The organism is Streptomyces sp. R41 (assembly GCF_041053055.1).
Classification (GTDB): domain Bacteria; phylum Actinomycetota; class Actinomycetes; order Streptomycetales; family Streptomycetaceae; genus Streptomyces.
The window spans coordinates 6,384,324-6,397,340 of sequence record NZ_CP163443.1; the positions used below are offsets into that span (position 1 = coordinate 6,384,324).

Annotated in this window: 13 protein-coding genes; 8 read left to right on the forward strand and 5 right to left on the reverse strand. The window is 68.5% G+C overall.

Annotated features, from left to right (window positions below):
- The first annotated feature begins 6 nt into the window (after positions 1 to 6).
- The gene (gene groES / locus AB5J53_RS29365) at positions 7 to 315 is read left to right on the forward strand and encodes a co-chaperone GroES (RefSeq protein WP_077796719.1); all 309 of its coding nucleotides are present in this window, start codon (positions 7 to 9) and stop codon (positions 313 to 315) included.
- A gap of 111 nt (positions 316 to 426) precedes the next feature.
- On the forward strand, positions 427 to 2,055 hold the full coding sequence (gene groL, locus AB5J53_RS29370; RefSeq protein ID WP_369248627.1) for a chaperonin GroEL: 1,629 nt from the start codon (positions 427 to 429) through the stop codon (positions 2,053 to 2,055).
- A gap of 100 nt (positions 2,056 to 2,155) precedes the next feature.
- On the opposite strand, the gene AB5J53_RS29375 is transcribed toward groL, so the two are convergent.
- The 3 genes from AB5J53_RS29375 to AB5J53_RS29385 form a co-directional block, all read right to left on the reverse strand.
- Entirely contained in the window at positions 2,156 to 2,863 is a 708-nt protein-coding gene (locus AB5J53_RS29375) for an ester cyclase (protein ID WP_369248628.1), read from the reverse strand.
- Between the two features lie 130 nt (positions 2,864 to 2,993).
- Positions 2,994 to 3,767: an SDR family NAD(P)-dependent oxidoreductase gene (locus AB5J53_RS29380; RefSeq protein WP_369248629.1), complete on the reverse strand. Its 774-nt coding sequence runs from the start codon at positions 3,765 to 3,767 to the stop codon at positions 2,994 to 2,996.
- Between the two features lie 97 nt (positions 3,768 to 3,864).
- On the reverse strand, positions 3,865 to 4,533 hold the full coding sequence (locus AB5J53_RS29385; protein ID WP_369248630.1) for an MOSC domain-containing protein: 669 nt from the start codon (positions 4,531 to 4,533) through the stop codon (positions 3,865 to 3,867).
- Positions 4,534 to 4,613: 80 nt separating this feature from the next.
- On the opposite strand from AB5J53_RS29385, the gene AB5J53_RS29390 reads away from it, so the two are divergent.
- Positions 4,614 to 5,510, forward strand: a complete 897-nt coding sequence (locus tag AB5J53_RS29390; protein ID WP_369248631.1) for a LysR family transcriptional regulator — start codon at positions 4,614 to 4,616, stop codon at positions 5,508 to 5,510.
- A 108-nt stretch (positions 5,511 to 5,618) separates the two neighbouring features.
- On the opposite strand, the gene AB5J53_RS29395 is transcribed toward AB5J53_RS29390, so the two are convergent.
- Positions 5,619 to 5,948 carry a WhiB family transcriptional regulator gene (locus AB5J53_RS29395; RefSeq protein ID WP_189190278.1) on the reverse strand — a complete coding sequence of 110 codons (330 nt, stop codon included), beginning with the start codon at positions 5,946 to 5,948 and terminating at the stop codon, positions 5,619 to 5,621.
- A 390-nt stretch (positions 5,949 to 6,338) separates the two neighbouring features.
- Between AB5J53_RS29395 and AB5J53_RS29400 the strand changes: the two genes are divergently transcribed.
- The 3 genes from AB5J53_RS29400 (at position 6,339) to guaB (ending at position 9,740) form a co-directional block, all read left to right on the forward strand.
- Complete coding sequence (locus tag AB5J53_RS29400; protein ID WP_003948568.1) at positions 6,339 to 6,950, forward strand: response regulator transcription factor; 612 nt, start codon at positions 6,339 to 6,341, stop codon at positions 6,948 to 6,950.
- Between the two features lie 268 nt (positions 6,951 to 7,218).
- On the forward strand, positions 7,219 to 7,794 hold the full coding sequence (locus AB5J53_RS29405; RefSeq protein ID WP_060901477.1) for a sigma-70 family RNA polymerase sigma factor: 576 nt from the start codon (positions 7,219 to 7,221) through the stop codon (positions 7,792 to 7,794).
- Between the two features lie 437 nt (positions 7,795 to 8,231).
- On the forward strand, positions 8,232 to 9,740 hold the full coding sequence (gene guaB / locus AB5J53_RS29410) for an IMP dehydrogenase (protein ID WP_369248632.1): 1,509 nt from the start codon (positions 8,232 to 8,234) through the stop codon (positions 9,738 to 9,740).
- Positions 9,741 to 9,870: 130 nt separating this feature from the next.
- On the opposite strand, the gene AB5J53_RS29415 is transcribed toward guaB, so the two are convergent.
- Positions 9,871 to 10,077: a helix-turn-helix transcriptional regulator gene (locus AB5J53_RS29415; protein ID WP_369248633.1), complete on the reverse strand. Its 207-nt coding sequence runs from the start codon at positions 10,075 to 10,077 to the stop codon at positions 9,871 to 9,873.
- Positions 10,078 to 10,129: 52 nt separating this feature from the next.
- Here AB5J53_RS29415 and tnpB point away from each other — a divergent pair, with 52 nt between their 5' ends.
- Positions 10,130 to 11,584, forward strand: a complete 1,455-nt coding sequence (gene tnpB, locus AB5J53_RS29420) for an IS607 family element RNA-guided endonuclease TnpB (protein WP_369248634.1) — start codon at positions 10,130 to 10,132, stop codon at positions 11,582 to 11,584.
- An 81-nt stretch (positions 11,585 to 11,665) separates the two neighbouring features.
- The gene (locus AB5J53_RS29425; RefSeq protein WP_369248635.1) at positions 11,666 to 12,790 is read left to right on the forward strand and encodes a GuaB3 family IMP dehydrogenase-related protein; all 1,125 of its coding nucleotides are present in this window, start codon (positions 11,666 to 11,668) and stop codon (positions 12,788 to 12,790) included.
- The last annotated feature ends 227 nt before the right edge of the window (positions 12,791 to 13,017 follow it).

Genomic DNA, 13,017 nt, shown 5'->3' on the forward strand with positions numbered 1-13,017 from the left:
CGGATCGTGACGACCGCCAGCTCCAAGGTTGCCATCAAGCCGCTCGAGGACCGCATTGTGGTCCAGCCGCTCGACGCCGAGCAGACCACGGCCTCTGGCCTGGTCATCCCGGACACCGCGAAGGAGAAGCCCCAGGAGGGCGTCGTCCTTGCCGTGGGCCCGGGCCGCTTCGAGGACGGTAACCGTCTTCCGCTCGACGTCACTGTCGGCGACGTCGTGCTGTACAGCAAGTACGGCGGCACCGAGGTGAAGTACAACGGCGAGGAGTACCTCGTCCTCTCGGCTCGCGACGTGCTCGCGATCATCGAGAAGTAATTCACCCAGTTTTGCAGTGAACTGCGCCCCTGGCCCCCGCGACCTTATGAAGCCGGGCGCCGGGGGCGCAGTTCGTTCTCCCAAGATTTCCGAGAGGGCTGAACCGCTCCTATGGCGAAGATCCTGAAGTTCGACGAGGACGCCCGTCGCGCCCTTGAGCGCGGCGTCAACAAGCTTGCCGACACGGTGAAGGTGACGATCGGCCCCAAGGGCCGCAACGTCGTCATCGACAAGAAGTTCGGCGCTCCCACCATCACCAACGACGGTGTCACCATCGCCCGCGAGGTCGAGGTCGACGACCCGTTCGAGAACCTCGGTGCCCAGCTGGTGAAGGAGGTGGCGACCAAGACCAACGACATCGCGGGTGACGGTACGACCACCGCCACCGTGCTCGCCCAGGCGCTCGTGCGCGAGGGCCTGAAGAACGTCGCCGCGGGTGCCTCCCCGGCGCTGCTGAAGAAGGGCATCGACGCGGCGGTCAAGGCCGTCTCGGACGAGCTCCTCGCCACCGCGCGGCCGATCGACGAGAAGTCCGACATCGCCGCCGTCGCCGGTCTGTCCGCCCAGGACCCGCAGGTCGGCGAGCTCATCGCCGAGGCGATGGACAAGGTCGGCAAGGACGGTGTCATCACCGTCGAGGAGTCCAACACCTTCGGTCTGGAGCTGGACTTCACCGAGGGCATGGCCTTCGACAAGGGCTACCTGTCGCCGTACTTCGTGACGGACCAGGAGCGCATGGAGGCCGTCCTCGAGGACCCCTACATCCTCATCCACCAGGGCAAGATCAGCTCCATTCAGGACCTGCTGCCGCTGCTTGAGAAGGTCATCCAGTCCAACGCCTCCAAGCCGCTGCTGATCATCGCCGAGGACGTCGAGGGCGAGGCCCTGTCGACCCTGGTCGTGAACAAGATCCGCGGCACCTTCAACGCCGTCGCGGTGAAGGCCCCGGGCTTCGGCGACCGCCGCAAGGCGATGCTGGGCGACCTCGCCACCCTCACCGGCGGTCAGGTCATCGCCGAGGAAGTCGGCCTCAAGCTCGACCAGGTCGGCCTGGACGTGCTCGGCACCGCCCGCCGCGTGACCGTCACCAAGGACGACACCACGGTCGTCGACGGTGGGGGCAGCTCCGAGGAGGTCCTCGGCCGCGTCAACCAGATCAAGGCCGAGATCGAGAACACCGACTCCGACTGGGACCGCGAGAAGCTCCAGGAGCGCCTCGCGAAGCTGGCCGGCGGCGTGTGCGTGATCAAGGTCGGCGCCGCCACCGAGGTGGAGCTGAAGGAGAAGAAGCACCGTCTGGAGGACGCCATCTCCGCGACCCGCGCCGCGGTCGAGGAGGGCATCGTCTCCGGTGGTGGCTCCGCGCTCGTCCACGCCGTGAAGGTCCTCGAGGGCAACCTCGGCAAGACCGGCGACGAGGCCACGGGTGTCGCGGTCGTCCGCAAGGCCGCCGTCGAGCCGCTGCGCTGGATCGCCGAGAACGCCGGCCTGGAGGGTTACGTCATCACCTCCAAGGTCGCCGAGCTCGACAAGGGCCAGGGCTTCAACGCCGCCACCGGTGAGTACGGCGACCTGGTCAAGGCCGGCGTCATCGACCCGGTCAAGGTCACCCGCTCCGCCCTGGAGAACGCCGCCTCCATCGCTTCCCTGCTCCTCACGACCGAGACCCTGGTCGTCGAGAAGCCGGCCGAGGAGGAGGCCGACGCCGGTCACGGCCACGGCCACGGGCACTCCCACTGAGGCACCGCTTCATGAAGAAGCCCCCGTTCCGCAGGGAACGGGGGCTTCTTCATGCGTCGGGCCAGGCCTGTCGGGCTACGTCTCCCGGGCGTCGATCGAGTCACGTCTCCAGCGCGTCGAGCGCACCGAGTTGGGCCATCAGCCCCAGCCGGTCGTACTGCCACCAGCCCTCGGCGATCTTCCCGTCCTCCGCGCAGCGGAAGATGGTCGCGCCGGTCATGCCGACCTGCCTCCCGGTCGCGGGGATCCCCATGAAGTCGCCCTTGTGGGTGCCGCTCCAAGTCCACCGCGTGCAGACGCGATCACCCTCGGTGATCTGGTCGTCGAGCGTGAAGGTGAAGTCGAACCCGCCGCGCCACATCCCGATCTCGCGCTGCATCGCGTCGAGTCCGATGGTGTCCTGCTCGTTGGCGGGGTCGTGGTCGTGGTAGCTCTCCGCCATCAGGTCGTTGAGCGGCGGCAGCTCACCCTTGGTGGCCACCGTCTCGAAGAACCTGCGGATGTTGGCCGCGTAGAGCTGCTCGTCCCGGACCACGTCCAGGTCCGTGAACGTCGGCATCTCGTCGCAGAGCGCCACCATCTCCCGGAAGATCCTGTCGGTCTCGGGAAGATTCGAGTTCCGCATCGCCTCTTCGTACGAGGGGAACTCCACGATCTCCACGAAGTGGGTGGCGTCGGACCGGTCCTTGCCGATCAAGTTGTGCGTCGCGGTCCGCTTGCCCTTGGTCTGTTCGACCCATGTGTCCATCAGCCGGTTCATCTCATCGAACCGACTGGTCTTGCAGTCGATGAGCTGTACGAATGTCATGGCGCCGCCTCCGGCCCCCTGGGTCCGGTTGAACACCCTCATCTTCCCACCGGAGGGGCGACACCACCTACCTCATGTGTACTTCACACCGGCTCCCGCCGGACCGTACTTCCGCCTTCAACTTCCGCTGTCACTGCGGTCCGTACTTCCGTCCCGTCTTCGACGTGATTCCGCCCAGCAGCGCCCGCGGCGTCACCTTCACCAAGCCCATCAGCGCCTTGTAGCGCGGGTCCGGGATGGACAGCGACTTGCCGCGGGCCAGGTCCGCGAGGGCGGCCGCGACCAGCTTGTCGGCGTCGAGCCACATCCAGTTGGGGATGTTGTCCGTGCCCATGCCGGCGCGCTCGTGGAACTCGGTGCGCACGAAGCCGGGCGCCAGCGCCATCAGCCGTACGCCACTGCCCGCCAGGTCCTTCGCCGCGCCCTGCGTGAACTGCACGACCCACGCCTTGGACGCCCCGTACGTACCCCGCGGCACGAACGCGGCCACCGACGCGACATTGACGACCCCGCCCCGGCCGCGCTCCCGCATCGCCTCGGTCGCCGCCGAGGTCAGCCGCAGCACCGCCTCGCAGTGCACCTTGAGCATCTTCAGCTCGTCGGCCATCGGTACGTCGAGATAGCGGCCCTTGTTGCCGAAGCCCGCGTTGTTGACCAGCAGGTCGACCGGGTTCTTGCGGTCGCCGAGGCGGGTGGCCACCGCCTCGATGCCGTCGTCGGTCGCCAGGTCCGCCGTCAGCACCTCCGCCTCGATGCCGTGCCGGTCGTGCAGTTCGGTGGCCTGCTCGGCCAGCCGCTTCGTATCGCGTGCCACCAGCACGAGGTTGTGCCCGTCAGCCGCCAGACGCCGCGCGAAGGCGGCGCCGATGCCCGCGGTCGATCCCGTAATCAGAGCCGTTGTCATGGCGCAAGATTAGTGACCTGACCAGGCACCCGGCGCCCTGTGCCACCCAACGCCCGGCCTTGCTCCACGAGTTCTGCGCACGGCGATCGACCAGGTCCTACGCGCCGTACTTCGCCACGTACTTCTCCGCCTTCGCCAGCGACTCCGGATGCAGCGCCTCGCCCGCCGCCAACAGCCGTGGCAGCAGGGCCTGTTCGGTCGTGACGGCGCGGAACTGGACGGCGACCGTGACGTCGTGGTCCGGCCGGTGCACGACTTCGATCGGGTCGCCGGAGCGGATCTCGCCGGGCTCGATCACCCGCAGATACGCGCCGGGCGCGCCCTGCTCCGTGAAGCGCTTCACCCAGCCCTTCTCGCCGACGTGCCCCTGGAAGGTGCGGCAGGGGATGCGCCCGCAGGTGACCTCCAGGACGACCTCGGAGCCGATCCGCCAGCGCTCGCCGATCCGGGCGCCGGACACGTCGAGCCCCTGAGTCGTGAGGTTCTCGCCGAACACGCCGTTCGGCAGGGTCCGGCCGAGCTCACGCTCCCAGTCGTCGAGATCCTCGCGCGCGACCGCGTACACGGCCTGGTCATCGCCGCCGTGATGACGCGTGTCGCACACCGCGTCCCCGGCGAGACCGCTCGCGCCGACCCCCTTCGGCCCGGGCGCGGTCACCCGAACGGGCCCCTCGACCGGCTGTTTGTCGATGCCGGTGACGCCCTCCGGCTGGTCCGTGTACTCGACGGCCCGCGCACGACCCAGGTTCAGGGAAAGAAGCTTCATGCCCACCACGCTAGGCGACAGCCGCCAAAGGGACGACGCAATATTCGGTGCCGTCCCCAAGACTCGCTTATGCTCGCAAGGTGATCGAGGCCCGTCATCTCCGTGTTCTGCGTGCCGTCGCCGCCACCGGCTCCTTCTCGGCGGCGGGGCGCGAACTGGGCTGCACCCAGCCCGCCGTGAGCCAGCAGATGAAGGCCTTGGAGTCGTCCGTCGGCACGCCCCTGCTGATCCGCACAGGCCGCGAGATGCGCCTGACCCAGGCGGGCGAGGCCCTGGTCCGGCACGCGGCGGGCATCCTCTCCGGACTCACGGCAGCCGAGGAGGAGGTCGCCGCGATCGCGGGCCTGCGCGCCGGCCGGGTCCGGCTCGTCTCCTTCCCCAGCGGCAGCTCCACGCTCGTCCCGACGGCCCTCGCCGCGCTGCGCGCCGCCCACCCCGGCACCCGCGTCTCCCTGGAGGAGGCCGAGCCGCCGGAATCCGTCGAGAAGCTCCGCGGCGGCGACTGCGACATCACCCTCGCCTTCCGGTACGAGGGCGCGGCCGGCGTCGAAGAGTGGGACGACCTGGTCGTACGGCCGCTGCTGACGGACCGGCTCGTCGGGCTGGTGCCCGAGCGGCACCGCCTCGCGCGGGCGGAGTCGGTCGCGATCGGCGAGTTCGCCGGGGAGTCGTGGATCGCGGGCTGCCCGCGCTGCCGCGGACAACTGGTCGAGGTCTGCCGCAGTGCCGGCTTCGAGCCCCGCATCGACTTCGCCACCGACGACTACCCGGCCGTGGTCGGCCTCGTCGGCGCGGGTCTCGGGGTGGCCGTCCTTCCGGAGCTCGCCATCGAGTCCGTACGACCCAAGGGAGTGCGCACGGTGACGGTGGAGCCCGCGGTGCGACGGCAGATCGTCGCGCTCACGCTGCCGGATCTGGCCCAGGTGCCGGCGGTCGCGGCGACGCTGGACCGGCTGGCCCGGGCGGCGGCGCGGTAGCGAGGTACCCCTCGCCGTCCCTGTGGCCCGGGAAGCGTCCCTGCAGCGGGGAAAAATAGGGGCACGCGTGTGCGTGCCCGTGTGCGCCCACAGCGCAGAAACGTTCCTTCAGTTGTTCGAAGCGTGACCGCTTCCGGTGGTCGACGCCGAGACCAGCCGGTTGCGCGCCCGCCCCATGAGCTCTTCGCGCTCGTCCTCGGTCAGCCCGCCCCACACGCCGTACGGCTCTCTCACCGCCAGCGCGTGCGCCGCGCACTCCGCGCGTACCGGGCACCTCATGCAGACCTCCTTGGCCGAGTTCTCACGAGCGCTCCGTGCCGCACCGCGCTCGCCCTCCGGGTGGAAGAAGAGCGAGCTGTCGACCCCGCGGCAGGCCGCGAGGAGCTGCCAGTCCCAGAGGTCCGCGTTCGGGCCGGGAAGGCGGGAGAAATCTGCCATTGCGTGTCCCCTTGTTGCCGTTCTGGGCTGCTCTGTGCCCACCGACCGTACATCTACGATCTAAGGAGATGAAAATATGACTCATTGCGAATCTAGCCGCAGACACCAGCAAAGGGGAAGAAAACAGGCTAAATGGGGCATAGGTTGTGATGAAACGTTGAGGGTCCGTCGCGCATGTCTGCACCGTGTCCGTGCCCTCACGTACAGTGCCGATGACGACTGACTGCCCCGTAACTCTTTCGAGTGACCATCGTTGAGAGTGCGGAGGCGGTTGAAGGAACAAGCGCTCGGGCAGGCGGCAGTATCCGTCGGCGAGTGTCGACCGCACAGGTGACGATTCGTACCAGCCTGGAGGCTCAAGGTGACGCGCATCAGCTGCGGAGGGCGGCCATGACATCCGTCCTCGTCTGCGACGACTCCCCGCTTGCCCGAGAGGCGCTCCGCCGCGCGGTCGCGACCGTGCCCGGCGTCGAGCGTGTGACGACGGCGGCCAACGGCGAGGAAGTCCTCCGCCGCTGGGGTGCCGACCGTTCGGACCTGATTCTGATGGACGTACGCATGCCCGGACTGGGCGGCGTGGAGACAGTCAGGCGGCTGCTGTCCGCCGACCCCGGTGCGCGCATCATCATGCTCACCGTCGCCGAGGACCTGGACGGGGTGGCGCTCGCCGTCGCCGCCGGTGCCCGCGGCTATCTGCACAAGGACGCCTCCCGCGCGGAGCTGCGGGCGACCGTGACGCAGGCGCTCGCCGACCCCACCTGGCGGCTCGCCCCGCGCAGACTGCGCTCGGCCGAGATGGGCGCCGCGCCCACGCTCACCGCGCGTGAGATCCAGGTCCTGGAGGGCATGAGCCACGGCCGCTCGAACGCGGAGATCGGCCGTGAGCTGTTCCTCTCCGAGGACACCGTCAAGACCCACGCCCGGCGGCTGTTCAAGAAGCTCGGCGCCTCGGACCGAGCGCATGCTGTCGCGCTCGGATTCCGGTGGGGCCTGGTCCGCTAGGTGAGCCGCGTTGAGGGTATGACGGAAGTAGCCCCTGCCCGCCGTCCGGCGGGTGGGGCCGGGCCCTCAGAGAGAGCCTCTTCGGTGCCCGATCCCCGTTTCCCGGCGGATGACGCATCCTTGAGGTGTGGAGTTCCTCGGGGACAAGTCGGGCGAGCGGAAGGGGAGGGCGCAGGAGATGAGTTCCGGCGCACCTGCTCATAACGCTTCGGTGCACAACTACGGACGCGGTGCCACGGATCGGACGACGCCAAGGCACCATGGACCGATGCGCGACGACGAGACGACGGTGATCGGTGCGCTCGTCCATCGCGCGGTCGACGGCGACGAGCAGGCCACACATGACCTGCTCGCCCATGTACACCCACTCGCGTTGCGCTACTGCCGCACCCGTCTGTCCCGACTTCCGGGTGACGCGCGGCACTTCGTGGAGGACCTGGCGCAGGAGGTCTGCGTCGCGGTGCTCCTCGCGCTGCCGCGCTACAAGGACACCGGGCGCCCCTTCGAAGCGTTCGTCTTCGCCATCGCCGCGCACAAGGTCGCCGACCTGCAGCGCGCCGCGATGCGCCACCCCGGCTCGACGGCCGTCCCCTCGGACGAGATGCCCGAGCGCCCGGACGACTCGTTGGGCCCCGAGGAGCGCGCCCTGCTCAGCAGCGACGCCGAGTGGGCCAAGAAACTCCTGGCCAACCTCCCCGAAAACCAGCGCGAGCTGCTCCTGCTGCGCATCGCGGTGGGCCTCACGGCCGAGGAGACGGGCCAGATGTTGGGAATGTCACCCGGGGCTGTCCGGGTGGCTCAGCACCGGGCGCTGAGCCGGTTGCGGGCGCTGGCGGAGCAGTAGCGGGCCGCGCCGGGCGGCGACGTTTTCAGGGCCGGACGGTAGGTCTTTTTCCGCCGGGACGGCGGGTCTTTCCCGCCGCGACGGCGAGAAGCGAGACGGGCCGGTCCGGTGGTGCCGAGTCCGGCTCAGCCGGAACGGCAAGCTCTTTCCCGCCGCAACGGTGGGAACCGAGACGACGGAGCTCGGCGATGCCGAGCCGAGCTCAGCCAGGACGGCTGGTTTCCCTCCACCACGACGGCGGGGTGCCGGCCGACGAAGACCCACGCTCAGCGGCCCACGAGGGCCCTGGCGCCCCCGGGCACAGGGATGAACGGGGATGACACCAACCCCGTACGAACATACGAAGCCGAAGCCCACCCTCAACCGTGGAATGAGAGAGCCATGCTTCCCGTTAGCATGGACATCCGCACCGATCAAGGCCATTTGGGGAAGGTGTCATGACTGCCAACGTCGACGGAGTGCCCGCCAAATTCGCGACACTCGGGCTGACCTACGACGACGTGCTGCTGCTGCCGGGCGCGTCGGACATGGCGCCCGACCAGATCGACACCGCCTCGTACATCTCCAAGAACGTACGGGTGAACATCCCGCTGCTGTCCGCCGCCATGGACAAGGTCACCGAGGCCCGCATGGCGATCGCGATGGCCCGCCAGGGCGGCGTCGGCGTACTGCACCGCAACCTGTCCATCGAGGACCAGGCCAACCAGGTCGACCTGGTGAAGCGCTCCGAGTCCGGCATGGTCACCGACCCGATCACGGTGCACCCGGACGCGACGCTCGCCGAGGCCGACGCGATCTGCGCCAAGTTCCGCATCTCCGGCGTGCCGGTCACCGACGGCGGCGGCAAGCTGCTCGGGATCGTCACCAACCGTGACATGGCCTTCGAGACCGACCGCTCGCGCCAGGTGCGCGAGGTCATGACGCCGATGCCCCTGGTCACCGGCAAGGTCGGCATCTCCGGCACCGACGCGATGGGGCTGCTGCGCCGCCACAAGATCGAGAAGCTTCCGCTGGTCGACGACGCGGGCGTCCTCAAGGGCCTCATCACGGTCAAGGACTTCGTGAAGGCCGAGAAGTACCCGAACGCGGCCAAGGACGGCGAGGGCCGTCTGCTGGTCGGCGCGGCCGTCGGTGTGGCCGGTGACGCCTTCGAGCGCGCCCAGGCCCTCATCGAGGCGGGCGTCGACTTCATCGTCGTCGACACCGCGCACGGCCACTCCCGGCTGGTCGGCGACATGGTCGCCAAGATCAAGTCGAACTCCTCCGGCGTCGACGTCATCGGCGGCAACATCGCCACCCGTGACGGCGCCCAGGCGCTCATCGACGCGGGCGTCGACGGCATCAAGGTCGGCGTGGGCCCCGGCTCCATCTGTACGACCCGCGTGGTCGCCGGCATCGGCGTACCGCAGGTGACGGCCATCTACGAAGCGTCGCTCGCCGCCAAGCCGGCCGGTGTCCCGGTCATCGGCGACGGTGGCCTGCAGTACTCCGGTGACATCGCCAAGGCCCTGGTCGCGGGCGCCGACACGGTGATGCTGGGCTCGCTGCTCGCGGGCTGCGAGGAGTCCCCGGGCGAGCTGATGTTCATCAACGGCAAGCAGTTCAAGTCGTACCGCGGCATGGGCTCCCTGGGCGCCATGCAGTCCCGTGGCGAGCAGCGTTCCTTCTCCAAGGACCGCTACTTCCAGGAGGGCGTCGCCTCCGACGAGAAGCTCGTGCCCGAGGGCATCGAGGGCCAGGTGCCCTACCGCGGCCCGCTCTCCGCGGTCGTCCACCAGCTGGTCGGCGGTCTGCGCCAGTCGATGTTCTACGTCGGAGGCCGCACCGTTCCGGAGCTGCAGGAGCGCGGCCAGTTCGTACGGATCACCTCGGCGGGTCTCAAGGAGAGCCACCCGCACGACATCCAGATGACGGTCGAGGCGCCGAACTACAGCCGTAACAAGTAGTCGTACGGTGCCGTAAACGGCATCCACGCGCGCGTGGGGCACGTGAATGTGTGACTGAGGGCGGTCCCGGAAGTTCCGGGACCGCCCTCAGCGTGTCTGATGGGGCTGCAAAAGCCCGAGCCAGTGGATCTCAGGTGGATCCGCGGTGGCGTGCGGGGTGTGCGGCACGCCAGGCGTCGAGTTCTCCCTCTGGCCATAGGAGGGTGCGGCCGATTCGGATGGGCTCTGGGAAGCCGTCGAGGCGGCGGGCGAACGTGTATACCGATTCGACCTTGATACCGAGACGCTTGGCTGCCTGCTCGGTGGTGAGCAATCCGTCCATATTCACAGTCACCACGATAAAGCTGGTAGCCTATTCACAGTGACTACGAACAAGGGGGTTCGGCAAGGTGAAGAAGTTCAAGCCGCGCCCCGGCTTCGTTGTCCAGGCGTACCGGTTTGCCCTCGCCCCGAGCGCAGGTCAGGAGAGGGCTCTCGGGTCCCACTGCGGAGCTGCACGAGCGGCGTACAACTGGGCTGTGGCTCATGTGACCGCTTCTTGGTGCCAACGCAGGGCCGAGGAGACCTACGGCGTCCCCGAGGAGCAACTGACTCAGTGGCGCTCGTGGTCGTTGCCCGCTCTACGACGCGCGTTCAACGCGGCCAAGCAAACCGACCCACGGTTCGCATCCTGGTGGGAGGAGAATTCCAAGGAGGCGTACAACACGGGTCTGGCCAACGCGGCTGCCGCGTTCGACAACTATGCGAGGTCGAAGAACGGCAAGAGCAAGGGGCAGAAGGTGGGGGTGCCACAGCGGAAGTCGAAACGGGCGGCGCGCCTGTCCTGCCGGTTCACCACCGGGACCATCCGAGTCGAGGCCGACGGCCGGCACGTGACCCTCCCTCGGCTCGGCACGATCCGGATCCATGAACGCGCCGATGGTTTCCTGAAGCACCTGGTGTCTGGCGCAGCGCGGGTCTTGTTCGCGACCGTGCGATACGAGCGAGGCCGCTGGTTCGTGGCGTTTCAGGTGGAGCGGAAGCGTGACATTGATCGAGTCTCCCGGCCCGATGTCGCGGTGGGTATGGATCTCGGGGTGAAGAACCTCGCGGTCCTCGCGGACAGCATGGGCCAGGTCCGGCATGTCGACAACCCGAAGTACCTTGACGAGGCGCAAGGACTCCTACGCCACCACAACCGCCGTGTCTCCCGTCGGCAGGGCCCTGACCACCGGACAGGGCAGAAACCGTCGAAGCGGTGGGAGAAGGCCAACGCCGAGCGGAACAAGATCCTCCACCGGGTCGCGAACCTCCGGGATGACGCGGTACGCAAACTTACGGCCAGCGTGGCGGCCGAGTACGGCACCGTGGTCGTCGAGGACCTGAACGTTGCCGGGATGCTCAAGAACCGGCGCTTGGCACGTAGCGTCGCTGACGCCGGATTCGGTGAGATCCGCCGCCACCTCACCTACAAGATCCAGAGGAACGGCTGTCGCCTAGTGGTCGCCGACCGCTGGTACCCGTCGTCGAAAACATGCTCCCGGTGTGGCGCGGTGAAAGCCAAACTGCCGCTCAACGTGAGGGTCTTCGACTGCGACGCGTGCGGCCTTGTCCTGGATCGGGATGCCAATGCAGCGCAGAACCTCGCCGCCCTCGCGGCGGTCGCACTGACAGGTACCGGAGTGGCCGGAGACCTGGACGCGACCACGGTTGCGTCGAAGCCCCGTGGAGCCGACCGTAAGACCCGCATCGCCCACCCCGGTCGCAAGGCCGGGGTGGGGCGGGCAGGCGGCGAAAAACCCGCCCAGCGCGGGGAGGAATCGGGAGACCGTCGTCAGGGTGCAGCACGGCTTACGCTGTGGTGACAGCCGTCACGGACCATCCCGCCAGAAAAGCCGGGATTGCTGAGATCCTTTAAGGGTCTGAACAACGGAAAGGCCACACACGTGACTGAGATCGAGATCGGGCGCGGCAAGCGCGGCCGCCGGGCGTACGCCTTCGACGACATCGCCGTCGTCCCGAGCCGCCGTACGCGAGACCCGAAGGAGGTCTCGATCGCCTGGCAGATCGACGCCTACCGCTTCGAGCTGCCCTTCCTGGCCGCCCCTATGGACTCGGTCGTCTCCCCGGCCACCGCGATCCGCATCGGCGAGCTGGGCGGCCTGGGCGTCCTGAATCTCGAAGGCCTGTGGACGAGGTACGAGGACCCGCAGCCGCTGCTCGACGAGATCGCCGAGCTGGACGCGGACACCGCGACCCGCCGCCTCCAGGAGATCTACGCGGCTCCCATCAAGGAGGAGCTGATCGGGCAGCGCATCAAGGAAGTGCGCGACTCCGGCGTCGTCACCGCCGCGGCCCTGTCCCCGCAGCGCACGGCGCAGTTCTCCAAGGCCGTCGTGGACGCGGGCGTGGACATCTTCGTCATCCGCGGTACGACGGTGTCGGCGGAGCACGTCTCGGGCGCCTCCGAGCCGCTGAACCTGAAGCAGTTCATCTACGAGCTGGACGTCCCGGTGATCGTCGGCGGCTGCGCCACGTACACCGCGGCCCTGCACCTGATGCGCACCGGCGCGGCCGGTGTCCTCGTCGGCTTCGGCGGCGGCGCCGCGCACACCACGCGCAACGTACTGGGCATCCAGGTCCCGATGGCCACGGCCGTCGCGGACGTCGCCGCCGCCCGCCGCGACTACATGGACGAGTCCGGCGGCCGGTATGTGCACGTCATCGCCGACGGCGGTGTCGGCTGGTCCGGCGACCTCCCCAAGGCGATCGCCTGCGGCGCCGACTCCGTGATGATGGGCTCCCCGCTGGCCCGCGCCACCGACGCGCCCGGCAAGGGCCACCACTGGGGCATGGAGGCGGTCAACGAAGAGCTGCCGCGCGGCAAGAAGGTCGACCTCGGCACCGTCGGCACCATCGAGGAGGTCCTCACCGGCCCCTCGCACACCCCCGACGGCTCCATGAACTTCTTCGGCGCTCTCCGCCGCGCCATGGCCACCACCGGCTACAGCGAGCTCAAGGAGTTCCAGCGCGTCGAGGTGACGGTCGCGGACTCGCAGCACAAGCGCTAGCAGCGTCGGCTGAGCCGAGGGGCTCGGTCCGGTTCCCGATCGGTCCGAGCCCCTTGGAATCGAGTCTCTCGCGGCGCCAAGGCTCAAATGTTGATCAGATAATTCGATTAAGTTTTCTGGTGTGTCCCTGACATCGATAGTCTCGTTCTGCTGCTCGACCGGCAGCAGAACGAGGGGAAATCCGTTGCGATCAACCAGCCTTTCCATATCCCGCGGCGGACGAGCCG

What these genes read in the sequence shown, in the direction of transcription:
- AB5J53_RS29380 (WP_369248629.1), bottom strand. Translation starts at nt 3,767, where the DNA reads ATGACAACGGCTCTGATTACGGGATCGACCGCGGGCATCGGCGCCGCC.
- AB5J53_RS29405 (WP_060901477.1), top strand. Translation starts at nt 7,219, where the DNA reads ATGCGCGACGACGAGACGACGGTGATCGGTGCGCTCGTCCATCGCGCG.
- AB5J53_RS29375 (WP_369248628.1), bottom strand. Translation starts at nt 2,863, where the DNA reads ATGACATTCGTACAGCTCATCGACTGCAAGACCAGTCGGTTCGATGAG.
- groL (WP_369248627.1), top strand. Translation starts at nt 427, where the DNA reads ATGGCGAAGATCCTGAAGTTCGACGAGGACGCCCGTCGCGCCCTTGAG.
- AB5J53_RS29400 (WP_003948568.1), top strand. Translation starts at nt 6,339, where the DNA reads ATGACATCCGTCCTCGTCTGCGACGACTCCCCGCTTGCCCGAGAGGCG.
- guaB (WP_369248632.1), top strand. Translation starts at nt 8,232, where the DNA reads ATGACTGCCAACGTCGACGGAGTGCCCGCCAAATTCGCGACACTCGGG.
- AB5J53_RS29385 (WP_369248630.1), bottom strand. Translation starts at nt 4,533, where the DNA reads ATGAAGCTTCTTTCCCTGAACCTGGGTCGTGCGCGGGCCGTCGAGTAC.
- AB5J53_RS29395 (WP_189190278.1), bottom strand. Translation starts at nt 5,948, where the DNA reads ATGGCAGATTTCTCCCGCCTTCCCGGCCCGAACGCGGACCTCTGGGAC.